Here is a 26,679-nt window from a genome sequence, read left to right as displayed (position 1 = left end):
TTTATGGCCTTTAATATAAACTTTAAACGAAAGCTGTTTTTTTATTACTTCTCTATTTTTTTTATTGTAACGATCGCTTTTATAGCCTTCCAATATAATAGAGAACGACAATTCAAAATAGCACAGCTTGAGAACTCCTTAAATTCCATAACTGAACTAAGCAATAACTTTATAAGTAGTAATGATTTAATTGCTAAAAACAAGATCCATTTGTTGGATTCTTTGCTGCAAATTATGCCCACTGGTGATACAAGGCTTACTCTTATAGATGTCGAAGGTGTTGTGTTATTCGATAATTTTGTTGACGATTACACCCAAATGGAAAACCATCTGAATCGTCCAGAAATAAACAAGGCCAAATTAGCGGATAATCGTGCAGGTTCTTTTATTAGGGAATCGCTTACTACAGGGCAGGCATTTTATTATTACGCCCATTATTACAACGACTATTATATAAGGGCAGCCGTAGTATATGACATTGAAGTGAAGAAGTTTTTGAAAGCTGAGAAGCTATTTTTCGTTTTCATTGCTTTTTGGTTTGTGATAACCTGGTTAATTCTTTCTTACGTCACTGGAAAAATGAGTGAGAGTATTACTAAACTTAAGGATTTTGCTGTGCAATTACGTCAAAATAAACCCCTTGTTGAGGATTATCAATTCCCGAAGAATGAACTAGGGGTAATCGGAAAGCAAATTGTTTCGATGTACAAAAAAATGATGGAAACAAAAGATGCCTTGAGCTTAGAAAAGGAAAAGTTGATTAGGCATTTGTATGTGTTAAACGAAGGTATTGGGTTCTTTTCAAGTGAAAAAGACACCTTATTGACCAATACACATTTTGTGCAGTACCTTAATTTGATAGGCGAAAAATCATCACTAAACCCACAACAGGTATTCGAAATAAAAGAATTTAAGACTTTACATGAGTTTCTTCATAAATATTTAGCTCAAAACAATTTTCCCCACCAAAATTCGGACCTTCCTCAAATTGAGTTTACCATTAAAAAGAGTAGTTATTATTTTGAAATTAAGTGTATTTTATTCCAAGATAAGAGCTTTGAGATATACATAAACGATACGACAAAGTTAGAGAAGCGAAAACTACTAAAGCAGCAAATGACTTCGAATATTGCTCATGAATTAAAAACACCTGTTACTTCTGTTAGTGGTTATCTTGAAACCATACTTAATAACAAAGATATTGAGGAGGAGAAAAAAGATTACTTTATAAAAAAAGCAACCAAACAATGTAATCGGCTTAGCGCATTAATTGAAGACATTGTTCTACTCAACAGAATTGAAGAAGCAGGCGATTATTACGAACGGAGTACCTTGGCGATTGCTCCCTTAGTTCAGGAGTTTATAGAGGATCGTGAGAAAATAATTAAACAACAACACGCAACAATTACTCTTAAAGTAGATGATACAGTTCAAGTAAAGGGCAATAAATCATTGCTTAGTTCTGTTTTTCAAAATTTACTAGATAATGCTCTGGCCTATGCAGGCGAAAATGTAAAGGTAACCGTGGAAATGTACCATGAGGATGATGCGTATTATTATTTTTCTGTAAGAGATAATGGTCTTGGAATTCCTAAAGAACACATGTCACGCGTGTTTGAACGGTTTTATAGAGTTGATGCAGGTCGTTCACGAAAAATGGGGGGGACCGGCCTAGGCTTAGCCATAGTTAAACATGCGGTTAATATGCATAGAGGAGAAGTATCTGTGAAAAATGGAGTTGACGGTGGTGCAGAATTTTATTTCAATTTACCCAAATAAGTGGTAGTCATTTTGTGTATTTGTAGTGCTTAATGGGAGTCTAAAAGTCCGATAGCTTCATTTGTATAATCAGCATAGTATGTGTGCCTAAAAGCATCGAATGTAACACCGACAGACGCGTATGTAAGCTCGAAAGTATTGTATGCTTGAACGACAGTGTGGAATGTAAGACCGACATCTCTGTATGTAAGCCTGACAGTACAATATGAAAGGTGGTTAGCATCGAATGATTGAATGTCAGGATGGAGTGCAGCATCAACAGATCGTTATGTAGAACTCACAGCATTGAATGCAACATCGACAGGAACGTTTGTAACACTGCCAGCGTCGTATGTAAGCCCGAAAGTATTGTATGCTTGAACGGCAGTATGGAATGTAAGAGCGACATCTCGGTACGTAAGCCTGACAGTCCTATATGAATGGTTAGCATCGTTTGATTGACTGGCAACTTTGAATGCAATACAAACAGCTTAATGTGTTAGCTTAACAGCCTTGTATGTTATAGCAATAACAACGAAATATTCACTTATAATTCACCAACAGGAGTACATAAAAAAGCCGCAAGAATAATAACTCCTGCGGCTTTACTTATTTATAAAATGCTCTTATTTTGATTGAAAATCAATAAAATCACGTTGTGCTTTTACTAGGTTAACCAAGTGAAGCATCAAGTTTTGAGTTTCGTGCAACACATTTAAGTAAAGAAGACTAACCTTAGTGCCAGCTTTTTCGTTTTTAATACGTTTAAGCTGCTTTTTGCGGTTATCTCGCATAACACTAAAAATGCTTTGCTGTTGCTCAATTAACTCATCTAAGGCTGCATAATCGCCTTGCGTGATAATTCGAATTGCTTTGGCCATAAAGTCCTGAACATCATTACGCGTTTGAACCAATTCTTCAAATTGCTCAGCTGTAAACACCTTGTGATTATTATCAATGTGTTCAAAAGTTGGCTCAGTAACATACGATAGACAATGAGCTACTTCACGTAAGTAGTCAACAACTTGAATGTAGTATAAGCTTGAATCAATTGATTGCTCCTGAAGTTTTTTAACTGTAGGGTAAACATTGCCCTTAAGCTTTTTAGCTTTCTTGTTAATCAGCTTAACTTCTTTATTTATCTCTTTTAAGCTTCTTCGATCTTCAGCTTCAAAGTCATTAATGGCCTGAGCATATAATTGTGATACTTTCTTTAAAATGTCAGTAACACTATACTTACATTTTTCAAGTACTTTCTCTACCAAAATTTCACCATTAACTTCTTCAATTTCAAACTCATCTATTTCATCTTCAGTCTTAGTGTTTTTCTTATGGATGATGTGAGTTCTGAAAACGACATAAACAGCTAGTGCAACTAATACAGCTACAAACCAAAGTCCTATCGTACTAATAAGCATTGCCATGATAAAGGCAACTGTAAAGGCTGATAAGGCAGTGAAAAACCAACCGCCAATAACTGATAGTACACCAGTGATACGGTAAACGGCACTTTCTCGACCCCATGCTCTATCCGCCAATGAACTACCCATTGCAACCATAAACGTAACATAAGTGGTCGATAAAGGTAATTTCATGTTGGTGGCAATCGAAATTAGAATACTCGCTACAACCAGGTTTACCGAGGCACGCAACATATCAAATACTGGCGCTTCAGCTCCCAATTCTTTTCGTCTTTCATCGTAATTACTCGAGTCAAACTGACGATTGATAGCATTTGTAACTGAAGTTGGCAATGCCGATGAAACTGTTTTGGAAGCGTTGATTGAAACGCGTACAAGAGAACGAGCAAAGTAAGATGAACCAAATCGTTCGTCGCCTTCGTGCTGACGACTAAGGTCTAAGGATGTTTTTACAACCGCTTTTGCCTTTTTAGAGGTCCAAAGGGTAATAACCATTATGGCACCAGCAATAATCAGCATATAGGTTGGCGTGCTTACTTTTCCAGCAAGAGCCTCCATGCTTGTATTGATACTTCCCGATTGAGCAAATATTTTAAATGACTCAAATCCAGCTAAGGGTACACCAATGAAGTTAACCAAGTCATTTCCTGCAAAGGCCATGGCTAATGAAAATGTACCAGCCAAAACAATAATCTTCAAAATATCAACCTTAAATACCAATTTAAGTATTTGCAATAGTATCGTCCAGCCAACTAAGCTGATAGCTATAATTGTTAAGCCATTGTTTTTTATCCAGTCTTTGGTCGACGCATCCATAAATGAAGCCCCTTTTGCACCTTTAACCAAAATAAAGTATGTAATGGCTGTAATTGCTATACCACCCCAAATTGCACCAAAGTAATTCAGGCGTTTATCGTAATCAAATGAGAATATTAATCTGGTAATGTATTGAACCAAAGCACCAACACTAAACGATATCACAACCGACAGCAATATACCTGAGATAATGGCCAAAGCTTTAGCTGTATTGATGTACTCGCTAATGCCCATTTCTGGGTTGTTTGATACTTTAATAATGGCTACAGCAACAGCTGCTCCCAATACTTCAAATACAATCGACACCGTTGTTGATGTTGGCATGCCAAATGTATTAAACACATCGAGCAGTATTACATCGGTAATCATCACGGCTAAAAAGATGATCATGATTTCGGAGAAGATGAAGTACTGTGGATTAAAAATACCTTTTCTAGCTACCTCCATCATACCACTTGAGAAAGTTGCTCCAAACAAAATACCAAGCGCAGCAACAATCATGATGTACTTGTATGGAGCAGCTTTGGCTCCAATTGCTGAGTTGAGGAAGTTAACAGCGTCATTACTAACACCTACTATCAAATCAGAGATGGCCAATGCAAATAAAACAATGACCAGAATTAAATAAATGTTTTCCATCTGAAAATGTTATTTATAGTTCTTTTTCGCGAGGCAAACATACTTAGTCGTTCTAAGTATAGCGTTGATTTAAAATTAAGCGAATGTTAAGTTTGTGTTAAATCGCTTCAAGTTAATGTTTTCTATATACCATTTCAACATTAGATTTGCATTAATGTTTGATTATCAATGATATTTGTAAAATATGTGTGAATTTAGTAGTTAAACACAACTGTGATTTTGTACTGCTTTACTCAAGCTAATTCGATGAGATTTGACCCCACTCATCCATGATGTCTGTTTTTGCCGTAATTAATATGTCCTATCCACTTTTAATGTGAAAAGGTTTTTATAATTTTGCGAAACTTTTGCGTTAAAAGTTAGAAGTAGCCACGAACTATTAATAAATGAGCCTTATCTTTTAAAATTAATAATTGGTGGTGTGTTAAAACAGAATGAATGGATTTGGGAAATATAATTGATGGTGTAATAATTGGGATTTCGGCTTCCATTCCTCTAGGGCCAATAGGTGTGCTGGTTATACAGCGTACGCTTAATAAAGGTCATTTGTCAGGTTTTGTATCAGGATTAGGGGCAGCAGTTTCTGATACCATTTATGCCATTATTGCTGGTTTTAGCTTGTCTTTTATTGTTGGTTTTATAGAATCTCAATTGTTATGGATTCAAATCTTTGGAGCTATTATACTTATTTCCTTAGGTTTTAAAATATATTTGACTAACCCTGCTGTACAGCTGAGGCGACAGAAAAAGAAAAGTGCCAGTTTAATCCAAGATTTCTTTTCCACTTTTGCACTAACAATAGCTAATCCTTTAGCAGTGTTCTTGTTTTTAGCCTTTTTTGCAGGCTTTCGTGTTGTGGGAGCAGAAAACACTGCAATAGATAATTTGCTATTAATTGGTGGTGTATTTGTAGGAGCTTCAACCTGGTGGTTAATTCTAAGTTCTTTAGTTAATTTGTTTCGTTCAAAAATTAACCTACGACGATTATTTTGGATTAATAAAATTGCAGGAAGCTCCATTATCGTGTTAGTGATAATAGCTTTTACTATATGGATAAGTAAAGAATATATTTTTTAGTTTAACGATAAGCTAAAAATGAAAAAGCGTTGTTCATTTAATATGAGCAACGCTTTTTTTATAAAATTATAGTTTGTCTTCTAAGTTTATGGAAACTTAGGGAACTGTTGGAAATCTGGGTCACGCTTCTCTAAAAATGCATTTCTGCCTTCTTGTGCTTCCTCCATTAGGTAGAACATCAATGTAGCATCGCCAGCCATTTCCATTATGCCAGTTTGGCCATCTAATTCGGCGTTTAAACCTCGTTTAATCATACGTAGAGCCATAGGGCTCCTTTGTAGCATTGTTTTGCACCATTCAACTGTTGTATCTTCTAATTCCTCAAGAGGGACAACAGTGTTGACTAATCCCATATCCTCTGCTTCTTTAGCCGAGTATTGTTTGCATAAGAACCATATTTCGCGGGCTTTTTTCTGGCCTACGTGGCGTGCTAGGTATGATGAACCGAATCCACCATCGAAACTACCTACTTTCGGTCCACTTTGTCCGTATATTGCATTATCCGATGATATGGTTAAATCGCAAACAACGTGTAGAACATGACCACCACCAATGGCGTAACCATTTACCATAGCTACCACAGGTTTGGGCATTGAGCGTATACGTTTATGTAAATCGAGTACATTTAGGCGTGGTACACCACCTTCATCAATATAACCTCCATGGCCTTTAACATTTTGATCGCCGCCAGAGCAGAAAGCTTTATCTCCTGCACCTGTTAGTACAATCACTCCAATGTCTTGTCGTTCTTTACAAATATCAAAAGCATCCAATAACTCAATAATTGTTTTCGGACGAAAGGCATTGTAAACACGAGGACGGTTAATCGTAATTTTTCCAATTCCTTCGAAGAATTCAAATTTAATATCTTCGTATTCTTTTACAGAACTCCAGTTGCGTTGGCTCATAGTTCTTCTTTTAATCGTTTAAAATAAGATTTAAGAACACCGGCATTTTCTTTCGCGGGTGTTTTAACTTCTAATATAATTGGTCTTTCACTTTCCTTAAACAGTGTGGCGAGGTTTTCGTTCAATGATTCTTCATCATTTGCCACAAGGTATTTCAGTCCATGCATTTCGGCCATTGGCTGCATGTTTAACTGGTGCGAGGCTTCAAAAAATGTCTCGAGCTCTTCGGCATCTGATGGGCCAGGAATGAACCTGAAAATTCCACCTCCACCATTATTAACTACGATTATTCGCAAGTTGGATGATAGGTGTTGATTCCATAATCCATTATTGTCGTACATAAAAGAAAGGTCGCCCAGTACTAATAAAGTGGGTTGTTTACTAATATGGCTAGCACCAACGGCAGTACTAACACAGCCATCAATGCCACTGGTTCCTCTGTTGCAGAAGCTGTTTTGGTTATAAAACTCCTTAAAAAGTTGGGCATAACGTATTGTCGAACTATTACCCCATTGACCTTGCCATGTAGTCGGAAGGTGTTGAGCAATGTGACTGAATACCTTCAAATCGTTCCAACCATCTTTTGCTAAATATTCTTCATGATGTTTATTGGACCTTTCATAGCGTTGAAGCCAGGTAGTTTTGTAGCGACTTTTAGTAGTGCCAATAAGTGGCAGCATCTGTTCAAATAATTCAACAGGCTCAGCTTCAATTGAGGTGCTTAGCTGTTTGTACGTATCTAAATGACGATTAATTGGACTGATGTGCCAATGTGCTTTGGCTTTATAGTCTCTCAGGAACTTCTTAATCATTTTTGATACAACAGCTCCATCAAACGTGATTAGTAATGATGGTTTAAAAAAGTGTACTTCCTCTTCCGTTATGGTTGAAACAATTTTATCAATTCCGTTAATAACCGAATTACCAGCGATATTCGAACTAGTTTCTGTTAGTACTACAACTTGCTCCATGTCAGATAGAATCCTCAGAGTTTCCTGCAGACGTTTGTTTGGTGCTTGTTGTCCTGCTACTATCAATATTTTGTCATGTGAAGCCCATTCTTTGCAAAGTAAATCTAATGATGCTTTGGATATTGAACTACAGGAGCTTACTTGTTGTATTCTTCTTTGTTTGTCTTCAGGATGAACTGTTTTACCATATAAGGGTTCTGCCAAAGGAACATTAATATGCACGGGGCCAGCGACCCGATATTGACAATGATAAAAAGCTTCACTTACCAACCTGTTAACATACCAATTACTAGCATTTTTAGATGTTGGAAGTTGACAACTGAATTTAACAATGTTGTCTAAGGCTCCATTTTGTCTGATTGTTTGTCCATCAGCTTGGTCAATCCATTCGATAGGACGATCGGCACTAATTACAACAAGCGGAATGTTCTGGTAATAGGCCTCTGATATTGCCGGAGCATAATTTAGTAAGGCAGATCCGCTGGTGCATATTAATGCTACAGGACGTTTCGTTTGTTGAGCCATTCCAAGAGCGAAGAACCCAGCACTTCGTTCATCAACAATGCTATAGCAATCGAATGCTTCGTGTGCTGCAAAGGTAAGTGTCAAAGGTGCATTTCTTGATCCTGGCGAAATAACTACCTCTTTCAATCCTTCGGACAGACATATATCTACTAAAGTTTTAACAACTTTTTTATCGGAAACTGCTTTATTCATAAGGTTACAAAGGTTATATATTTTTTAAAACCGACAATAGAGTTTTGGCTTTCAATTCGGTTTCATTCCATTCGTTTTCGGCTTCACTACCAAGAGTTATTCCACCTCCAACAAACAATGCAGTATGCTTGCTTGTGGCATTTAAACAACGAATATTAACATAGAATTGATAGCTACCATTTTTAACAGGCCCTAAAAAGCCAGAGTAATAATTTCTATCGTGTGGTTCAGCATCTAATATTATCTCGTGCGCTTCGTTTTTTGGCATTCCACAAACTGCAGGAGTAGGATGGAGATCGTATAAAAGTCCTACGTGGTTGCCATTGATCTTTTCCAATTTAAAATTAAACGTTGTGCACAAGTGTTTTATTGGACCGGCATCTGTTGTTTGGGCGTCAGTAAACTCAATATTCTCAGCTTGATGGGCTAAAAGAGTATGCTCTATGTAGTTGGTAACTAATATTTGTTCGTGTTTTTCCTTATTACTCCACTGGGCACTCATGTTGTTAGGCAAAGTGCCAGCCAATGATACGGTCGAAAGGTGTTTGTTTTGATGTTGTAATAGTAATTCAGGGCCAGCGCCAATCCATGTTCCACAATGCGGTGTGTTAATGAAATAAACAAAGGCATGTGGATATTGATCGGACAAGGCCTCAAATAGTTTAATACTTTGTGTTTGAGTTAAATGAGGTCCAAGTTTTATGCGGGATAAAATGGCTTTATTAATATCCTTATCATTAATTGCTTGCTTAATTTTATTAAAACCACTTAAATAAGTTTTGTAATCACTTTCTATTATGTCATTCTCTGTGGTAGGATGAAGAATCTTCGTTAGAAGTTCAATCTGCTTTGTTGAGAATGATTGGAAGCCAGCCGAAAAGTTATTATTAACAAATACACCGTGCATTTTAGTATTGTCAAATGGCTCAAAAACAAATCCATCACTCATTAGGTGGTGTTCATTAATGCCATTGTATACTTTTTCACTATTTCCTAAAATAACCTGTTTACCTGTTTCATTTGGTAAGCGGTATAAAACTACTGCATCAAAGTTATCCTGACTGATAATCTGTTCAAATTCCTTTTTCACTATTCGTCTTATAAGAGAATTCAAAGATATAATAATAGCCCTAATTAAAGGAATAGTCGATTGTTATTGTAGCATTTGTTGTTACAAATAAGGAATAATTTTATTCGGTTGATCGCAGTTACTTTGGGATCTGAGTGAATGAGATTACTTTGCTAAGTATAGCAGCACATTTATTTCAGTGCCAATTAACATTGGTAACTACTTTTAAGAATAGAATAATATATTTGTTGGAAATTAGATAAGACAGTTAAATCTCTTTCTAATTTTTTAATCAAAACCCTTAAACCTATACTTAAATGGAAGTTTTTGATAATGAAAATTTTGCAAGTGAGTTTATAAGTAATTATAAAACTCGTGGCTTTGGTTCAATGACGAAAAATGATTTTGAAGTCCTTCTTTTTAACTTGTTGCGCAAACATGGAAATTTAAAAGGATTGTCAAACTTTGAGATAAGTTTAGACTTACAGATACCTGAGACAAAAGTTCGTCGCTTGGCCTATGAAAGTGATTTAAAATATGGCCAATTGACGGAAAGCGATGTTAAAGAAGCGTTCTTCAAAATAGTTGCCAATTCAAAATTGCGCAGTGACCTGAATAAGATTGAGTTTGTTATTGAAAATAAATTTATAAGAACCAGTATAGGTGCTCAACTTAAAAAGCTTGGGCATTATGCCGATAGCTCGTTTAATTCAGAAGTAACCAGAATTCATCTTGATTCCTTTATTGATTTGTTAGCGTTTTATTATCCTGATAAAGCCATTGAAAGGATTGTTCGTGAGTGTAATCAAATTATAGGCTCAAATAAGGACCATGGTATTGGTTTTAAGCAATTACTAAGGAAGTTCTTAGAGGGCTTAGCTGAGGAGTCTGGTAAAAAAGTTGTTGATATTGGGGCAGCCTATTTTACAGGAGGTGCCGAAAATGTGGCACTACTGGTTAAACAACTGGTAAAGTTTTTTTAAGAGCTGATTATTGAGTATTACTAACTAGTTTACAGAATTCAACTTTTAAAATTTCGCTATAAAGCTCCTTATCGGACCAAGCATCTTCCCATTCGGGGTATAGCGTTTGAGAAGCGAACATAAGCGCATCTAATAGAAGCAAGTTATTGCTGTTAACCAGATACTCGTAAATAGTAGTGTGCAAACTCATCAATTCAAAAGAATGGATTGTTTTACGCTTAAAAAAGCTTGACGAAGTTTGACTGGCCAAAAAGTTATTGTTTAAAATAGATCCGTTTTTTCCATTTCTGTTTAGAAATGTTTCGTTTTGCAGTTTCAACAATACATCATCTGGATAAATGGAAAGAGCATCATCCAATTGAGCTTGTATCTTTTTAGATGGTTCTTCCATAATATCCATAACGACTACTTTCATTAATGTTAAAAAAGGTAGTTCAGGATGACGATTGGCTAATTTCTTGAGGTTTAGTTTTCGTAAATCATCAATGTCACTTAGCGCATTTAGTACTTCATCAATTAACTCATCATGTTCAGTTAATCCGCTATTCATTGTGTTAGGAATGATGTCATCGTCAGTTTCAACATCCCAAAAATGAAGCATTGAATTACGAACCTCCATTATTTTATCAATTCCATGGTAATTATAAAATAAGCGCTTGCTCACATAGAGTAGTTCAGTGGCTGCATCTTCATCGTTGCTGTCATTCAATTCTATTAAAGCTTTAAAGCGCTCAGAATCTTCGTGTCGTTCTTTTAAAGCCTCTTTGTAGATGTATTCTTCAATTGGTAACTCTTCGTCGTACATGTGATAGCAATTAATTGTGATGATAGTAAGATTTGTACCAGGATACGAATTGATTCAAGCCTTCATCAATACTTGTTTTAGGTTTGAAGTTAATACGTTTTTCTAAAGGTGTAATATCAGCAAAAGTTTTATAAACATCCCCCTTCTGCATTGGTAAAAACGTTTTAATGGCATTTGTGCCTATGTGTTTTTCCAATGTATTGATAAAGGTCATCAGTTTTACGGGTTTGTTGTTGCCAATGTTGAATAAACGATAAGGTTTAGTTTTTTCCATCTCCGTATCGAAAGGGAGGTGCAGTAGTTTTTGAATTGCTTCAACAATATCATCTATATATGTAAAATCTCGTTCAAGATTCCCCTCGTTATATACTTGAATACTATCTCCGTTAATTATCTTTTTGGTAAAAGAAAAGTAGGCCATGTCTGGACGACCATAAGGACCATAAACCGTGAAGAAACGCAGGCCAGTTACAGGTGTTTGGTATAATTCAGCATAGCTATGCGCCATCATTTCATTCGCCTTTTTAGTTGCTGCATATAACGATACAGGTTCATTACAAGCCTCCTTAGTGCTGAACGGAATGTTATTGGAGTTGCCATAAACAGAACTGGAAGATGCATACACCAAATGCTTTACGGGAAACTGCCGACAAGCTTCTAATATATTGATAAAACCTATTAGATTGCTGTCGATATACTTATACGGTTGCTCTATGCTATACCTAACGCCAGCTTGAGCAGCTAAATTAACTACGTAATCAAATCGCTCTTGCTCAAAAAGTTTGTCCAATGCCTCTTTGTCGCAAATATCCATTTGTATAAAACGGAAATTCTCAAAGTTGCTTAACTGTGCAATACGATCAGACTTAAGTTTTGTTGAGTAATAGCTATTAAGTGAGTCGATACCCACTACATTCATTTTGCTTTGACTGAGCAAATGACTAAGATGAAAACCAATAAAACCAGCAGCGCCAGTTATCAATACTTTAGGGTTTGAGGTCGAGTTCATATTTTAATTATTCATCTTTTTGAAAAGTAGCATCATCTAAATTAATGATTAAGGTATAACCTATTTGATTGATGCGGAGGATAATCTTTTTGGATCCCTGCACATCCAACACTTCGCCACTCACTCCTTCAAGCGGGCCAGATGTAACTTTAATAACCTGACCTTTTTCTATTGCATCGTTTTCAACGCTGAAGTCCATTTTATTCTCAATGGCTTTTTTCATCGTTAAAATGTCTGACTCGGGAATTACACTAGCCTTACCTTTGTGGGATACATAAGCAACCACGCCATTAACACCAAAAGGACGTTGATAATCAGATTCAGGTATTTTTATAAATATGTATGAACTTATTATAGGTGTTTCAACCCATTTTTTTCGATCACTCCACTTTTTTAGCTCTCGCTTTAGAGGGAGGTAGGCCTCAATGCCCATGGCCTCGAGGTTTAATAATACTTTCTTCTCGGCTCTCGATTTGGTGTATAGTGCATACCAATTTGCACTCTGCGTAGTATTCAAGATGTATAATTTTTAAGCGAAATTATAAAAAAAGATCTAGTAAATGATGATATTTGGCTTTGGTGTTACAGAATTGTTACACTAAAGCTATTTCCGATTTGTAATTGCCTAATAGACTATGTTATGTACAAAAACTATTTTATTGTTTTCTTATTGATAGTTTCTTTCCCTTGTAAGGCTCAGTTTAACGCCGGCTCCATAAATGCTGAAAAGTTTTATACCGAATTACCATTTGAATATGAACATGATAAAATTGTTGTAGAGGCCACGATGAATGGTGTCAAAGGACGCTATTTGTTGGATACAGGTGCTATGTGTATTTTGTTTAAAGATAGCACAGAACAAGAATTGGATGTTATCCAAGTTATGAATGTTGGAGATGCAAGTGGTAAAAAGCAAAAGGCAGAGGTTGTAAGACTTCCAATAATCGAAATAGGGAGTTTAAAGTATGCTAATATACCTGCCTTATATGTTAATGAGTTTGCGGGGCCTTTTAAGTGTTTAGGCTATAAAGGTCTAATAGGTAGTAATTTGTTGCGATTTGGCGCTTTCAAAATTGATTGGGATCAGCAGATAATTATTATTGCAGATTCGTTTCAAAGTATTGGATGTAAGGTGGATGATGGTGTTAAGATGCATGTTAATAAACAGCAGAGTTCGCCATTTGCCAAAGTAAAAGTCAACGATAAAAATATTAAATGGGTATTGATTGATACAGGTAGTGGCGATTCTTTTTCTTTGCATAATCAAACTGCGGCATGGCTGCAAAAAAAGAATAAAATTGATGCGCCTGATTATATTTCATCTGGCGCAAATTCTCATGGTGCTTGGGGAGCGAGTGAGCACGAAACCCAAATTTTTGGTAATGTCAATGTTATGGTCGGTAATGCTAATTTTTCTAAGCTTGCCGTAGAAACAGCTTCGGGACAATCTAAAATAGGGATGAAGCTTTTGAAGCACACTAATTTTGTATTGGATTATCCTCAAAAACGATTTTTCTTTAATGTGGAGTGTAACAAGCCCTTAAGCTTGAATAGTTTTGGACTTGATTTAATTATGAAAGATGATCAATTTATCGTTAATGGTGTATGGAAAGGAACCAAGGCTGAGCGCCTAGGTATTGAAAGAGGGGATGTGTTGGAAGATATTGAGGGTGTTGATTTTAAGGATGCTTCTGCTTGTGAGGTGTTTTTAACGCTAAAAGATCAAACCCAACATCAGGATGAGATAACTTTCGTTTTTCGTAAACCCGATGAGAAAGAATACAAAAAGGTTCGTTTGCAAAGGCTTAAGTTTTGAGCATTTTCATGTTTTCTAATCGCACCATTATCAAATATTAAATCGTATATTTGCGCAAAATTTTCAAGTATAACTTTTAATTGAATGTGCTGTTTGGGTATTCAAACGATAGCTCAATTGCATCAACATCAATTAAAAATAAAGGCATAAATTAATGCAGGAAAAAATTATCATTCTGGATTTTGGTTCTCAATACACTCAGTTGATTGCTAGACGTGTACGTGAGATTAACGTGTATTGTGAAATACACCCTTTTAACAATTGTCCTGAAATGGATGAATCAGTTAAAGGTGTTATATTAAGTGGAAGTCCTTTTAGTGTTCGCGATGCGGAAGCTCCAAAGCCTGATTTGACTGCAATTAAGGGTAAGATGCCTTTGTTAGGAGTGTGTTATGGTGCTCAGTACCTGTCACAATTTTATGGTGGCGAAGTGCAGCCATCTAAAACACGCGAGTATGGCCGTGCCAATCTTGAGTATGTAGATTCTGATAGTGAATTACTAACAAATGTTAGTCATCACTCACAGGTGTGGATGTCTCATGGCGATACCATTGTTAATTTGCCAGAGGGCTACAAAATAGTAGCAAGTACCAAGGATGTAAAAGTAGCAGCTTATAAAGTTGAGAACGAACAGACCTATGGTATGCAGTTCCACCCTGAAGTATATCACAGTACCGAAGGGTCACAAATATTAAAAAACTTTGTTGTTGGTGTTTGTGGATGTACACAAGACTGGACTCCTGATTCATTTGTTGAAACAACTGTGGCTGAATTAAAAGCTAGGTTGGGCGATGATAAAGTAGTTTTAGGTCTTTCTGGTGGTGTTGATAGCACGGTTGCTGGTGTATTGCTACACAAAGCGATTGGTAAAAACCTAACATGTATTTTTGTCGACAATGGTTTGTTACGTAAAAATGAGTTCGAAGCCGTTTTGGATTCATACAAACACATGGGCTTAAATGTTATTGGTGTTGATGCCAAAAACGAGTTTTTAAGTGAATTACATGGAGTTTCTGATCCTGAAACAAAGCGTAAAATCATTGGCCGTGTATTTATTGAGGTGTTCGATGCAGAGTCTCATAAAATAAAAGACGTTAAGTGGTTAGCACAAGGAACTATTTATCCTGATGTAATAGAGTCTGTTTCTGTAAATGGTCCATCGGCAACTATTAAGTCACACCATAATGTGGGTGGTTTGCCAGAAGAAATGAATCTTAAAATAGTTGAGCCTTTAAACTTGTTATTTAAGGATGAAGTACGTCGTGTTGGACGTGCAATGGGTATTGATGAAAACTTATTAGGACGTCATCCTTTCCCAGGACCAGGATTAGCAATTCGAATTCTTGGAGATATAACAGCAGAAAAAGTGACGCTTCTTCAGGAGGTAGATCATATTTTTATCCAAGGGTTAAAAGATAGTAATTTATACGATCAGGTTTGGCAAGCTGGTGCAATGCTATTGCCAGTTCAATCGGTTGGTGTAATGGGCGATGAGCGTACTTACGAAAAGGTAGTTGCTTTACGTGCTGTAACTTCAACAGATGGAATGACTGCTGATTGGGTACATTTGCCATATGACTTTTTGGCGCAGGTGTCTAACGATATCATTAATAAAGTGAAAGGTGTGAACCGAGTAGTTTATGATATTAGTTCTAAGCCGCCAGCAACAATTGAGTGGGAATAAGAATATACTATTAGTATAAAATATTTGGCCGGCAGGAACTTTTTCTTTCCGGCCTTTGTTTATATTAATAATTCAGGCTTAACAAAAGATAATATAACTAATTAGAGATGATGGGTATGAGGAAGTTTTGGACATTGGCAATAATGGTGTTGCTTGGAGCTTTAGCTATTCAGGCACAGGTTTACGATAAAAATATTCAGAAATTACAGTTGACTTATCAACTGGTTAATTCCTTGTATGTAGACTCGGTTGATAACGAGGGACTTGTTGAAGAGGCTATTGTTGGAATGCTCAAGAGTCTCGATCCACATTCAGTATATATTTCGGCTGATGAGGTTAAGGAAATGAATGAGCCTTTGGACGGAAGCTTCGAGGGAGTGGGTATACAGTTTAATATATTGGATGATACTTTAATGGTTGTTAACCCAGTTATTGGTGGACCCTCTGAAAAGGTTGGTATTCGGGCTGGAGATCGCATAGTTGGTATCGATGGCGAGAATGTTGCTGGCACAGGGATTAAAAATAGCGACGTTTTTAAGTACCTGCGAGGGGAGAAGGGAACAAAAGTGAATTTAAATATCCTTCGCCGTGGAAGCAATGACGAATTAAAATTTGTGGTTGTTCGCGATAAAATTCCTTTGTACAGTGTTGAAGCTGCCTATATGGCAACGCCTAAAACAGCCTATGTGAAAATATCCCGATTTGCACTTAGTACTCACGATGAGTTTGTTGAAGCACTAGAAAAATTAGAAAAAGACGATTACGAAAATCTGATACTTGATTTACGAGGTAATGGCGGTGGATACCTAAAAGCTGCAATTGATATTGCCGATGAATTATTGGATAAAGACAAGCTTTTGGTTTATACAGAGGGTTTAAATAGTGAGAGAAGAAGCCATCATGCCAGAAAAAAAGGACTGTTTGAAAAAGGGAATTTAATCGTTATGATTGATGAAGGCTCTGCATCAGCCAGTGAAATAGTTTCAGGCGCAGTACAAGATTGGGACAGGGGACTAGTTATTGGGCGCCGAAGTTTTGGAAAAGGATTAGTTCAACGACCATTTGACTTTCCTGATGGTTCAATGATTCGATTAACCATTGCAGAGTATTACACGCCTGCTGGAAGATGTATACAAAAAGAATATAAAGATGGTGTGGCAGCCTATCACAACGAACTTGGAGAAAGGTATCTGCACGGAGAGTTGTCTAATGAAGATAGCATTCATTTTGACGAAAACCTGGAGTATAAAACAAAAGTTTCGGGTCGCACAGTATATGGAGGAGGAGGCATTATGCCTGATGTATTTGTAGCTGTGGATACAAGTATGTATTCCGATTATTACCGTGATTTGGTTGCAAGTGGTTCCGTTAATCGAATGATCCTTAATTATATCGATGATCATCGGAATGAGTTAAAATCGAGGTATACCAAATACCAGGATTTTGAAAAGGAGTTTAGTGTAGATCAAGACATATTTGACCTTTTAATATCAGAAGGCGAAGACGCCGATATCGAATATAATGATGAAGAATTTAATACCTCAAAGCCTTTGCTTGAAGCTCAGGTTAAAGCTTTAATAGCCCGCGATTTGTTTACCTCTTCAGCCTATTTTCAATCGATTAATCCAATGTCGGAGGTATATAATAAAGCCATTCAAATTGTTGAATCCAATGGCGATTACTCACATTTTCTAAAATAGTATTTACTACTGAAACCAACCTGCCTGTAAAGAATGACTGACTTAATTAAGGATTATGGATTTGAGGTAACAGGAACTGTTGCCTCACTTATTTATTTGTATTATTCCATTAGAGAAAAAGCCTGGCTTTGGCCATGGGGTATTGTGGCTTCTGCTGTTTCTTTAATTGTATTTTACCAATCGGCCTTATATGCCGACATGGGTTTACAGGTGTATTATGTTGTTATAAGTATTTATGGATGGTGGTATTGGCTTAGTGGCCAACAAAGTGATGAAAGCGATACTGTAGCCATAAGAAACATTTCCCGAGGCCTGATGCTGAAGTTGGTATTGGTTGGAACTGGTTTATATGTCGGTATATTATCTGCATTACTGTATATTCCTGCCATAGTTGATATTGCAAGTTCCGATTTACCATATCTGGATGCCTTCACTACCGCAGCTTCAATAATTGCTACTTGGATGCTTGCCCGAAAATACATTGAACATTGGTTATTTTGGATTGTGATTAATAGTCTGTCAATGGGCATGTATTTATTTAAAGGCCTTTATTTTTATAGTTTCCTATTTGTGGTTTATACAATAGGCGCGGTTTTGGGGTACTTCGAATGGAAAAAATCTAAACAGTAAAGCAAGTGGAAAGATCAAAAGTAATTGTTTTTACTGGACCCGAATGTGCGGCGAAATCAACGGTTTCTAAAGAGATAAGTGAAGAGCTTGATGCCATGCTTATTCCAGAGTATGCCAGGGCTTATATCGAAGCCTTAAGCAGCCCTTATACTTATGAAGATGTTGAAGCAATTGCCATCCGTCAACGAGACCAATTCGAACAAGCTTTGAATTCTAAACATTCTTTAGTCATTTGTGATACATTTCTCATTATAACAAAGGTTTGGTTTCAGGAGGTTTTTGGAAGAATGCCAGATTGGCTACATGCCTATATTCAAAGCTGTAAAATAGATTTGCACCTTTTGTGTTATCCCGACCTTGATTGGGTGCAAGATGGTGTAAGAGAAAATGAAGACAAGCGACTGTATTTGTTTGAGTGTTATAAAAATGAACTTGAAAACTATAACTTTGCATACGAGATTGTACGAGGGCAAGGAATTGAGCGTATTAATCAAGCAAAAGACCATATTAACCAAATTGTAAAATAATCAACATGACCACTGACCACTTTTCTATATTGAGAAAAACTATTGATGAGTTATCGCAGGAGCAAAGCTACAAAAGCGTTTGTCATCCTCATTTTAAAGATCATAAAATGCCTTCAATAAGTGCTTTGGAGGATGTGGTGAATTTATCGCGCGAGGTAATTTTTCCTGGTTATTATGGCGATAGCTCTATACGGCCCGAAAGTGTTAGTTACTATATAGGTGTAAATACCGAAAAACTATATACGCTATTGGTCGATCAAATATTTGCTGGCCTTTGTTTTATGTGTGATAATCCTGAAGGCTTTGACTTAAATGAGCAAAAAAGTCAGGCACATGATTATGCCAGTTCGTTTATAAGTAGATTGCCTGAGATACGAAGGGTATTAGCTACAGATGTGGAAGCTGCTTTTTTAGGAGATCCAGCAGCAAAAAGTAAAGGAGAAGTCATTTTTTGTTATCCAGCCATACGAGCTATAACAAACTATCGCGTGGCTAATGCGCTTTTGGAAATTGGCGTGCCTTTAATTCCAAGGATGATTAGTGAAATGGCTCATTCTGAAACAGGTATAGATATTCACCCGCGAGCAACCATTGGAGAGTACTTTAGTATTGATCATGGTACGGGTGTAGTAATAGGTGCTACGTCGATTATTGGCAATAATGTAAAGTTATTTCAAGGGGTTACCTTGGGGGCCAAAAGCTTTCCTTTGGATAGTGATGGAAACCCAATAAAAGGTATTCCACGTCACCCAATAATTGAAGATAACGTAGTAATTTATGCCCAGGCAACCATTTTAGGTAGGATTACAGTTGGGGCAAATTCTATTATTGGAGGTAATGTTTGGGTTACTAATTCGGTTGTACCTTACTCTAAAGTAGTACAGTTTAAACCACGTGATGTCTTGTATGCAGAGGGTGGGGGTATTTAATATTATCAGTTAAAACAATCGATTTATCAGGATTTATGAAGCATTAACCAAATAGTTGTATCCATTAAATGGATTGTGTCGTTTTTAATGTAAACTTGTGCTGCGTGGCGGTAACATAATTTTTTTATATTTGTAGCCTATTAGACCATTGAAATGGCATTTGAATTAAAAAACTGGTATTTAGAAAAGAAACAAGGGGATATTATTCTCGAGTATAACGGAAGTATTACTCCAGACTTAATTTCTGAGGCTTTGGAATCCATTGAAAACAGTTTGAACATGAAGAATGAAAAAAATCGTGTTCGAAAGAAAGTTTACAATGTGTTTGTTGAGAGCTTACAGAACCTTTATCACCATGTTGATTTTCCGCCAAAAACAGCTCCCGTTGAGCAAAGTAGTAATTTTGGAATCATCATTTTAAGTAAAGATGGTACCTTTTACCGCATTTCAACGGGTAATTTTGTTAAAAAAGAAAAATTAAATTACATTAAAGACCGAATTGACCAGGTAAATTCTCTGTCAGACGAAGAAGTTCGTATGTTATACAGAGATATACTTAATAACGATGAGTTTTCTGATAAAGGCGGGGGAGGCCTTGGAATGCTTGATATCGTTAGGAAAACAGGCAATAAATTAGAGTATTATTTTTATCAATTTGATGATGAGTACATCTTTTTCTCGCTAGATGTATACATTAGTTAACCGTATAGCTACCAGTATGGAAACAATAATTCGCGAAGGAAGCCCAAAAACACCATTTGTAAGACTTGATGGGGATAATGGGGTGGTTGAAATTAAAGGACGCTCTATACCCGAAAATTCTGTTGATTTTTATAAGCCAATAATTGATTGGCTAGAAAAGTTCGGGGGCGAACCTTCTGATGAAACCAATGTCAACATTCAATTAGAATATTTTAATACAAGCTCATCGAAGTGTATTCTTGATATTTTTAAGCGCTTGGAACTAATCCATAAAAAAGGTAATCCAGTTGAAATTAACTGGTATTACGAAGAAGATGATGAGGATATGTTCGAAGCAGGAGAGGATTATCAATCAATCATTAGTATTCCGTTTAAAATGATTGAAATGGAAGAGTAATTATTTGATACAATAAAATATAGAGGCTGAAAAAGTGAATTCTTTTTCAGCCTTTTTTATGGTCTTTAATGAACCAAAATAGGCGAGTTCTGATCGTTAATAAATTTGGAAGAGCTCTAAAATACAACATGATGAATAGTAATAAATTGATTAACCATATTACTATTGCATTGGCATAAAACGTAGGTAAGGCAAAGTTACCTATTAGTTTATGAGGAGCTAAAAAGTGAGCTTTAATTACAGGGTGTGTTGGATCCTGATAAATGGGGTCTACTTTTTGTATGAGCTCACCTTTGTATTCTATTATTTTATTCGAAAAAAAGTTGTTAGAATTAGTGACAAAACGCTGAAGTGCGTTGTTGTGGTATCTACTTTTATTTTCGTAATATTTGACTTCCGCCTCATTCGATTGTGTTAGCTCTTTGATTTTTAAATCTAGCTTTTCATCGGCTCGATTATACAAGCCAATATAAAAGACCTTTATATGATTTAAGTAATTTCTAACAGAATCGATATTTGAGCTGTTGGCTTTTTTCCCTAGATAATATGGTTCCTTGACTCTGTTAGGGTAGAGCAAATGGTGCTTTTTAAGTTCACGATTAATCAACTTGATAGAGTAATCCACCTGAGCCTTGGAAGAGGCGTTGTGATTTGCATTGCTAATTTTTTGCAAATGATTACTTAAAGCTGGCAACCAAAATTCTTTTCGGTACTTCGATTGACTTTTAAGCTTTTCGTAACTATAAAATTGTTCATCAAACTCATTTCCCATAAACTGTTCTACAGCTAATGCTTCAAAGGCCCACCTGGCTGTAATAACTTCGCCGTAAATTGGAATTTTATCAGGACTCGAAATAAATGGGTTTAAGCGATCGAAACTGATAAAAACACCACTCAATATTAATTGTGGAATAATTAAAAATGGGATGATAATATAAATGTTGACCGTTTTTTTGAAAGTGTCTGATATGTTTAGACCTAATATATTGGCAAATACCGAACTGCTAAAGAGTATAAACCAATACTGAAGAAACATCCCTTGTAATGATATGATGAAGTTGCCCACTAGTACGAATAGTGCCGCTTGAATAGCCGATAAACCTGAAAGAATAATAAGTTTAGAAAATAAGTAACTCAACCTGCTGAGATTAAGAAAGGACTCGCGCCTTTGTATTTTTCTATCGTTAATAATTTCTTCGGCACTAACCGTTAAACCTACAAAAAGGGCAATAATTACCGATATGATGATGTAAACCGTAATGTTAGGATTGTGGGCAAAACTGTATGCTGAATCAGTGGCTTGGTCAACATCGTAGTAACGAATGATTGAAGCCAGTAATAAAGCCAATATAGGCGTTTCTAATAGGTTAATTAAAAGGTATTGCCTGTTGGCTAGTTTTGATGATATATCCCTTTTTAAAAAGACAAATAGCTGTTGTAGACGCTTCGGAATTTGAAAGCTTATTTCAGGTAATGCTTTTTTGTTGCTGCTTACGGGTGGCTCATGGGAATCCCAGCCCTCATGGAATAAGTTGTACCATTCCTTGGGTTCTATTCGCCTGGTTTGTGTAAAATTGCCGTATTCATCTAGTATTTGCGAATTGATGATGTTTAAAATCTGTTCAACATTCACATTACCGCAACTAGGGCATTCGCTTTCGTCTCTATTGGCGTGATTGATGCACGCTTTAAAGTAATTGACACTTTCTACAGGATCGCCATTGTAAATGAGATAACCGCCAGTATCCAGGATAAGTAGCTGGTTAAACATTTTAAATATATCAGACGACGGTTGATGAATAACAACAAAAACCAACTTGCCGCGAATCGATAATTCTTTTAATAGATCAATAATATTATCCGAATCTCGCGACGATAAACCCGATGTGGGTTCATCCAAAAATAAAATATATGGTTCGCGAATAAGCTCAAGAGCAATATTTAAACGCTTTCGTTGACCTCCACTAATCTTTTTATTCAGCGGACTACCCACTTTCATAAAGCGTATGTCATATAACCCCAATGAACTAAGGAGTTTAAGTACTTTGCGTTTTATTTGGTACTCAGGAAGATTATCGAAACATAATTTGGCGTTGTAATAGAGGTTTTGATAGACGGTTAAGTCTTCCATCAATAAATCATCCTGAGCAACATAACCAATAAGGCCTTTAGCCTGGTCTATATTTTCATGAATGTCAATGTCATTAATATAGACATTACCTTTTGTTGGTGTGTTAATTCCACTTAGTACATTAACCAGAGTACTTTTTCCAGCACCGCTTGAACCCATGATGCCAACCATTTTGCCTGATTTAGAGGCAAAAGAAGTGCTGTGCAGGCCAATGGCTTTTTTGCTAAAATGATATTCCAGGTTATCGCACCTGAAGTCGATGGCTTTGTCATTGCTGTCACTTGTAAACTGTCCAAAAATATCACTGTAGAAAATAGTGTCTATCAGTTTGTTTCGCAATGAACTGCCTGGGTTTAATACTTGAATCCGCCCCTGATTGATCAATTGACCATTCATGGTTAAGTCCATGTAGCCCATAAATCGGAAAGCAAAAAGATTAACCGATTTTAAGTGAATAACCCTTAACTCGCCTTTTAAATTCTCCCAATATAAGTGTTTGACTAATGGATTGTCGTAAATAGGATTACTATCTACAATCAGAACATTGTCAGACATTGGTAAATCTGAGAAAGAGCTGGTTATAAAGTTTAATATTAACTGATATTCTTCTTCAGGTAGGTTAAATGTTTGAGCAACTGTTTCGATAAACTCGCGCTCAAACTCACTCATGCCAATGTCAATGTTCAAAAACTCAATTAGCTGTGTAAGTACTATTAGTTTTTGATAATAGGTAAGGGCATCGTTAATTTCTGTAGCAATTTTTAGAATTTTTACAGAACTGGCAGCATGTCTCTTTCTAAATTTATCTTTATCCGATAAACGCTGTTCGTGCTTTTCGTGTAGTTGATCAAAAAGCTTTAAGTATTCCTCTACTAATTGGCTGTTTAGTTGCTGTTTAAGGAACGACTTAACAATGAAACGGCGAGAATTTATTTCGGTTCGGGGAAAGGCTATGAGCGCAAATAACTGTATAAGTGCTTTTAATATTTCTTCGCTCATACTAAGTGCCTTTCATGTGGCCTATTTAAAGGCCATTAATCATCGTAGAAAATAAGCTAATGGTGTTATTTTATAACATCAAGGCTTTTAAATCCAATCATAAGCATTGCAATGCCCGATGATGATATATTTGGGTTTAACTTGGCCTCAACTATACATTCAACCGATCCTTCTACTTTAAAATCCCATGAGCCTGTAGCTTCATAATCTTCGTTTGAAAAAAGGAGGTTACGTTCTTTGTCATAGATTGAAAACAAGATGTTATTGTCTTGATGACTGCAAGCAACAATACGGTACATGCTTCCTGAAAAGAATGTAGTATGAAACTCTGCAACTTCAGATCCTGTTAAAAACGCTTTGAACGGTTGGCCACTAGCAATGTATGGCGAACGCAACTGACTTATGCAGTTGCTGAATAAAACGTCTTCTTGAGAATTTAATTTGAATGGGGATAAAACAAACAGAATAGCAAACAATAAAAGTGTAACTGTGTGTTTCTTCATTTTAATAGAAATTTATAGAGGTTTAACAGGTTCAAAATTTTCTGAAAGATATTTAAAAGTTGTCAATTAATGCTGTTCATTGATTAAAAAATATTGATTCCATATTAAAATTATGGCAACGGATGTAAATAATGATTAATACTGAATGGGTTAAGGATTCTTCGCGATTCCTTACTTTTTTCATTGTATAATTAGTTTTTATTTCCCAATTGTGCATTTTCAATGCGTGATGTATTCTTTGCACGCTTGATTTTTCTAATGTTGATTGATAAAATTTAAAATAAACTAAAATTATGAAGAGTGTATTTGTCTTGTTCCTAATGTCTGTGGTAGTTAGTGTTAGCTCCTACGCACAGTTGACTATTGAAGATGTTATTCATGGTGGAAAGGGTTTCTATAATTATTACCCACGTGCCATCAACGTTAATTTTAAAGGGGATTCAAATACCTTAGTGTATCAGCAATCCGATTCAGTTTTTGTACAGGGTATTAATTCGGCTGATAAAAAATTCTCATTCGATTTAGTTTGGTTAAACGCGATATTAAAAAAGGAAAGTGTTGCACCATTAAATAGAATGCCCCGATTAACATGGGTTTCAGAAAATGTTTTTTCTTTTAGTACCAAGGATTCTTTTGTGAAAATAGATCAAGATGCTGAAAAGGTTTTAATGGTTATAAATAAAGAAAAGGAAGCGAGTAACATTGACTTGTTAGAGGATGAAGCTTTAATGGCTTTCACAAAAGGAACTTCGTTATACCTTAAAAAAGGTAATGATGATAGTCAAATGATTGCAGGGAATGAGGGGGATGATATTATTTTCGGACAAACGGTTCATCGTAATGAATTTGGAATTAATAAAGGAACTTTCTGGTCTTCCAATGGTCAGTATTTAGCTTTTTATCGCGAAGATAACTCCATGGTAAGTGATTATCCATTGGTTAATGTGGATGAGCGCGTGGCAAAGCTTGAGAATATTAAGTATCCAATGGCTGGTATGAATAGTCATCAGGTAACAGTTGGTGTTTATAATTTATCCTCGCAAAAAACCATTTATTTAAAAACGGGCGAACCTACCGATCGTTATTTTACAAATATTTGTTGGACTCCAGATAATCAGTTTTTACTAGTTGCAGAGTTGAATCGTGAGCAAAACCATATGCAGCTCAAAAAATACAATGCTCAATCAGGCGATTATGTTGAAACATTGTTGGAAGAGAAAGATGATCGTTGGACAGAGCCGCAACACCCTGCTTTGTTTATACCGAATAAAAAGGGGGATTTTATATGGCAAAGTCAAAAAGATGGATTCAATCATTTATATATATATGACTTGAATGGTAAGTTGAAAAAGCAACTGACAACGGGCTCTTGGGAAGTAACAAAAGTGCTTGGGTTTGATAAAGCTTCAAAATATATTTTCATTGAATCTACTAAAGAAGAAGCTCTGGAAAGACATGTGTACCGTGTGAGTTTAGCATCAGGTAAGATGAATAGAATTACGCAAGAAGAGGGGGTTCATAGAGTTAAGATTAGTAAGGATGGACGTTTTGCTTTGACTACTTTCTCGTCCCTTAATGTTCCTTCAAAAACTAATTTAAAAGATACGAAAGGACGCTTATTGAAAACTCTGCAGGTGGTTGATAATCCATATGGAGAAATTGAAACAGGGAAAGTTGAATTGCTTAAGTTAAAGACCAAAGATGGTAATTTTGATTTGGATGCACGTATGATTTTGCCTGTTGGTTTTGATCCTTCAAAAAAGTATCCTGTAATAGTTTACGTTTACGGAGGTCCGCACTCTCAATTGGTTCAAAATAAGTGGTTAGGCGGCGCGCGAGGTTGGCAGCTATACATGGCTCAGAAAGGATATATTGCCTTTACTTTGGATAATAGGGGTACTGCTTATCGAGGAAAAGAATTTGCACAAGCTATCCATCGTCAATTGGGTCAGTTGGAAGTAGAAGATCAAATGCAAGGCGTAAAATACCTGCAATCTTTACCCTTTGTGGATGCAGATCGCATTGGTGTACATGGTTGGAGTTATGGTGGTTTTATGACTATTTCAATGATGGCTCAGCATCCTGATGTTTTTAAAGTAGGTGCAGCAGGCGGACCAGTAATTGACTGGAAGTATTATGAAATAATGTACGGAGAGCGCTATATGGATACTCCACAAGAAAATTCGGAGGGATACGAACAGGCCAATCTTAAAAAACAAGTTAAGAATATAGATGGTAGACTATTGGTGATACATGGGGCAATTGATCCTGTGGTTGTATGGCAGCATAGTCTGTCGTTTGTGCGTGAGTGTGTGAAAAATAGAGTTCAGATCGATTATTTCCCTTACCCTCGTCACGAGCATAATGTACTTGGTAAAGACAGAGTTCATTTAATGGAGAAAGTCACGCTGTATTTTGATGACTTCTTATAAATTCTTCAAACAATAATATTTGGGAGCCTGGCATAATACAATTTGTCAGGCTTTTT

General features: G+C 36.2%; 21 protein-coding genes. 12 read left to right on the top strand and 9 right to left on the bottom strand.

Annotated elements, in window-relative coordinates:
• The first annotated feature begins 3 nt into the window (after positions 1-3).
• A complete protein-coding gene (locus tag FNN09_RS10450; RefSeq protein WP_143302213.1) occupies positions 4-1,779 on the top strand; it encodes a cell wall metabolism sensor histidine kinase WalK in 1,776 nt (591 codons plus the stop codon).
• Between the two features lie 605 nt (positions 1,780-2,384).
• Here FNN09_RS10450 and FNN09_RS10445 read toward each other — a convergent pair.
• Positions 2,385-4,634 carry an inorganic phosphate transporter gene (locus FNN09_RS10445; RefSeq protein ID WP_143302211.1) on the bottom strand — a complete coding sequence of 750 codons (2,250 nt, stop codon included), beginning with the start codon at positions 4,632-4,634 and terminating at the stop codon, positions 2,385-2,387.
• A gap of 438 nt (positions 4,635-5,072) precedes the next feature.
• Between FNN09_RS10445 and FNN09_RS10440 the strand changes: the two genes are divergently transcribed.
• Entirely contained in the window at positions 5,073-5,711 is a 639-nt protein-coding gene (locus FNN09_RS10440; protein ID WP_143302209.1) for a LysE family translocator, read from the top strand.
• A gap of 86 nt (positions 5,712-5,797) precedes the next feature.
• On the opposite strand, the gene menB is transcribed toward FNN09_RS10440, so the two are convergent.
• From menB to FNN09_RS10425, 3 genes are read right to left on the bottom strand one after another with little or no spacing between them, the layout of a single operon-like run.
• Entirely contained in the window at positions 5,798-6,619 is an 822-nt protein-coding gene (gene menB, locus FNN09_RS10435; RefSeq protein ID WP_143302207.1) for a 1,4-dihydroxy-2-naphthoyl-CoA synthase, read from the bottom strand.
• Positions 6,616-8,307: a 2-succinyl-5-enolpyruvyl-6-hydroxy-3-cyclohexene-1-carboxylic-acid synthase gene (gene menD / locus FNN09_RS10430; RefSeq protein ID WP_143302205.1), complete on the bottom strand. Its 1,692-nt coding sequence runs from the start codon at positions 8,305-8,307 to the stop codon at positions 6,616-6,618. The genes menB and menD overlap by 4 nt, the downstream gene beginning before the upstream one ends.
• Before the next feature lie 13 nt (positions 8,308-8,320).
• Complete coding sequence (locus FNN09_RS10425) at positions 8,321-9,397, bottom strand: chorismate-binding protein (RefSeq protein ID WP_143302203.1); 1,077 nt, start codon at positions 9,395-9,397, stop codon at positions 8,321-8,323.
• 296 nt (positions 9,398-9,693) lie between these two features.
• Between FNN09_RS10425 and FNN09_RS10420 the strand changes: the two genes are divergently transcribed.
• Positions 9,694-10,359 (top strand): hypothetical protein, encoded by a 666-nt coding sequence (locus FNN09_RS10420; protein WP_143302201.1) that lies wholly within the window; start codon positions 9,694-9,696, stop codon positions 10,357-10,359.
• 7 nt (positions 10,360-10,366) lie between these two features.
• Here FNN09_RS10420 and FNN09_RS10415 read toward each other — a convergent pair whose 3' ends face one another.
• Genes FNN09_RS10415 through FNN09_RS10405 form a run of 3 tightly spaced genes read right to left on the bottom strand, consistent with a single transcriptional unit; the run spans position 10,367 to position 12,690 of the window.
• Complete coding sequence (locus FNN09_RS10415) at positions 10,367-11,164, bottom strand: hypothetical protein (RefSeq protein WP_143302199.1); 798 nt, start codon at positions 11,162-11,164, stop codon at positions 10,367-10,369.
• Positions 11,165-11,174: 10 nt separating this feature from the next.
• Entirely contained in the window at positions 11,175-12,173 is a 999-nt protein-coding gene (locus FNN09_RS10410; protein ID WP_143302197.1) for an SDR family NAD(P)-dependent oxidoreductase, read from the bottom strand.
• Positions 12,174-12,180: 7 nt separating this feature from the next.
• Positions 12,181-12,690 carry a UpxY family transcription antiterminator gene (locus FNN09_RS10405; RefSeq protein ID WP_143302195.1) on the bottom strand — a complete coding sequence of 170 codons (510 nt, stop codon included), beginning with the start codon at positions 12,688-12,690 and terminating at the stop codon, positions 12,181-12,183.
• A 123-nt stretch (positions 12,691-12,813) separates the two neighbouring features.
• Here FNN09_RS10405 and FNN09_RS10400 point away from each other — a divergent pair, with 123 nt between their 5' ends.
• The 8 genes from FNN09_RS10400 to FNN09_RS10365 all read left to right on the top strand — a co-directional run bounded on the left by FNN09_RS10400 (position 12,814) and on the right by FNN09_RS10365 (position 20,558).
• Positions 12,814-13,989: an aspartyl protease family protein gene (locus FNN09_RS10400; RefSeq protein ID WP_143302193.1), complete on the top strand. Its 1,176-nt coding sequence runs from the start codon at positions 12,814-12,816 to the stop codon at positions 13,987-13,989.
• Between the two features lie 154 nt (positions 13,990-14,143).
• Positions 14,144-15,673: a glutamine-hydrolyzing GMP synthase gene (gene guaA, locus FNN09_RS10395; protein WP_143302191.1), complete on the top strand. Its 1,530-nt coding sequence runs from the start codon at positions 14,144-14,146 to the stop codon at positions 15,671-15,673.
• A gap of 116 nt (positions 15,674-15,789) precedes the next feature.
• The gene (locus FNN09_RS10390) at positions 15,790-17,373 is read left to right on the top strand and encodes a S41 family peptidase (protein ID WP_143302189.1); all 1,584 of its coding nucleotides are present in this window, start codon (positions 15,790-15,792) and stop codon (positions 17,371-17,373) included.
• Positions 17,374-17,406: 33 nt separating this feature from the next.
• Positions 17,407-18,003: a nicotinamide riboside transporter PnuC gene (pnuC, locus tag FNN09_RS10385; protein WP_143302187.1), complete on the top strand. Its 597-nt coding sequence runs from the start codon at positions 17,407-17,409 to the stop codon at positions 18,001-18,003.
• A 5-nt stretch (positions 18,004-18,008) separates the two neighbouring features.
• Positions 18,009-18,530 (top strand): AAA family ATPase, encoded by a 522-nt coding sequence (locus FNN09_RS10380; protein ID WP_143302185.1) that lies wholly within the window; start codon positions 18,009-18,011, stop codon positions 18,528-18,530.
• 5 nt (positions 18,531-18,535) lie between these two features.
• On the top strand, positions 18,536-19,459 hold the full coding sequence (locus FNN09_RS10375) for a serine O-acetyltransferase (protein ID WP_143302183.1): 924 nt from the start codon (positions 18,536-18,538) through the stop codon (positions 19,457-19,459).
• A gap of 153 nt (positions 19,460-19,612) precedes the next feature.
• Positions 19,613-20,161 (top strand): SiaB family protein kinase, encoded by a 549-nt coding sequence (locus tag FNN09_RS10370; protein WP_143302181.1) that lies wholly within the window; start codon positions 19,613-19,615, stop codon positions 20,159-20,161.
• Positions 20,162-20,177: 16 nt separating this feature from the next.
• Positions 20,178-20,558, top strand: coding sequence for a DUF1987 domain-containing protein (locus FNN09_RS10365; protein WP_143302179.1), 381 nt, complete (start codon positions 20,178-20,180; stop codon positions 20,556-20,558).
• Between the two features lie 46 nt (positions 20,559-20,604).
• On the opposite strand, the gene FNN09_RS10360 is transcribed toward FNN09_RS10365, so the two are convergent.
• Positions 20,605-23,688, bottom strand: coding sequence for an ATP-binding cassette domain-containing protein (locus FNN09_RS10360; protein WP_143302177.1), 3,084 nt, complete (start codon positions 23,686-23,688; stop codon positions 20,605-20,607).
• A gap of 65 nt (positions 23,689-23,753) precedes the next feature.
• Entirely contained in the window at positions 23,754-24,191 is a 438-nt protein-coding gene (locus FNN09_RS10355; RefSeq protein WP_143302175.1) for a hypothetical protein, read from the bottom strand.
• A gap of 293 nt (positions 24,192-24,484) precedes the next feature.
• Between FNN09_RS10355 and FNN09_RS10350 the strand changes: the two genes are divergently transcribed.
• Positions 24,485-26,623, top strand: a complete 2,139-nt coding sequence (locus FNN09_RS10350; protein WP_143302173.1) for a DPP IV N-terminal domain-containing protein — start codon at positions 24,485-24,487, stop codon at positions 26,621-26,623.
• The last annotated feature ends 56 nt before the right edge of the window (positions 26,624-26,679 follow it).

The sequence above is a fragment of the Carboxylicivirga sp. M1479 genome, from assembly GCF_007097485.1.
Classification (GTDB): domain Bacteria; phylum Bacteroidota; class Bacteroidia; order Bacteroidales; family Marinilabiliaceae; genus Carboxylicivirga.
The sequence above is the reverse complement of the archived record's forward strand: the minus strand, read 5'-3'. Positions and strand labels throughout refer to the sequence as shown.

What these genes read in the sequence shown, in the direction of transcription:
- pnuC (WP_143302187.1), top strand. Translation starts at nt 17,407, where the DNA reads ATGACTGACTTAATTAAGGATTATGGATTTGAGGTAACAGGAACTGTT.
- FNN09_RS10420 (WP_143302201.1), top strand. Translation starts at nt 9,694, where the DNA reads ATGGAAGTTTTTGATAATGAAAATTTTGCAAGTGAGTTTATAAGTAAT.
- FNN09_RS10355 (WP_143302175.1), bottom strand. Translation starts at nt 24,191, where the DNA reads ATGAAGAAACACACAGTTACACTTTTATTGTTTGCTATTCTGTTTGTT.
- FNN09_RS10400 (WP_143302193.1), top strand. Translation starts at nt 12,814, where the DNA reads ATGTACAAAAACTATTTTATTGTTTTCTTATTGATAGTTTCTTTCCCT.
- menB (WP_143302207.1), bottom strand. Translation starts at nt 6,619, where the DNA reads ATGAGCCAACGCAACTGGAGTTCTGTAAAAGAATACGAAGATATTAAA.
- FNN09_RS10390 (WP_143302189.1), top strand. Translation starts at nt 15,790, where the DNA reads ATGAGGAAGTTTTGGACATTGGCAATAATGGTGTTGCTTGGAGCTTTA.
- FNN09_RS10360 (WP_143302177.1), bottom strand. Translation starts at nt 23,688, where the DNA reads ATGAGCGAAGAAATATTAAAAGCACTTATACAGTTATTTGCGCTCATA.
- FNN09_RS10350 (WP_143302173.1), top strand. Translation starts at nt 24,485, where the DNA reads ATGAAGAGTGTATTTGTCTTGTTCCTAATGTCTGTGGTAGTTAGTGTT.
- FNN09_RS10410 (WP_143302197.1), bottom strand. Translation starts at nt 12,173, where the DNA reads ATGAACTCGACCTCAAACCCTAAAGTATTGATAACTGGCGCTGCTGGT.
- menD (WP_143302205.1), bottom strand. Translation starts at nt 8,307, where the DNA reads ATGAATAAAGCAGTTTCCGATAAAAAAGTTGTTAAAACTTTAGTAGAT.
- guaA (WP_143302191.1), top strand. Translation starts at nt 14,144, where the DNA reads ATGCAGGAAAAAATTATCATTCTGGATTTTGGTTCTCAATACACTCAG.
- FNN09_RS10415 (WP_143302199.1), bottom strand. Translation starts at nt 11,164, where the DNA reads ATGTACGACGAAGAGTTACCAATTGAAGAATACATCTACAAAGAGGCT.
- FNN09_RS10445 (WP_143302211.1), bottom strand. Translation starts at nt 4,634, where the DNA reads ATGGAAAACATTTATTTAATTCTGGTCATTGTTTTATTTGCATTGGCC.
- FNN09_RS10440 (WP_143302209.1), top strand. Translation starts at nt 5,073, where the DNA reads ATGGATTTGGGAAATATAATTGATGGTGTAATAATTGGGATTTCGGCT.
- FNN09_RS10375 (WP_143302183.1), top strand. Translation starts at nt 18,536, where the DNA reads ATGACCACTGACCACTTTTCTATATTGAGAAAAACTATTGATGAGTTA.
- FNN09_RS10365 (WP_143302179.1), top strand. Translation starts at nt 20,178, where the DNA reads ATGGAAACAATAATTCGCGAAGGAAGCCCAAAAACACCATTTGTAAGA.
- FNN09_RS10450 (WP_143302213.1), top strand. Translation starts at nt 4, where the DNA reads ATGGCCTTTAATATAAACTTTAAACGAAAGCTGTTTTTTTATTACTTC.
- FNN09_RS10370 (WP_143302181.1), top strand. Translation starts at nt 19,613, where the DNA reads ATGGCATTTGAATTAAAAAACTGGTATTTAGAAAAGAAACAAGGGGAT.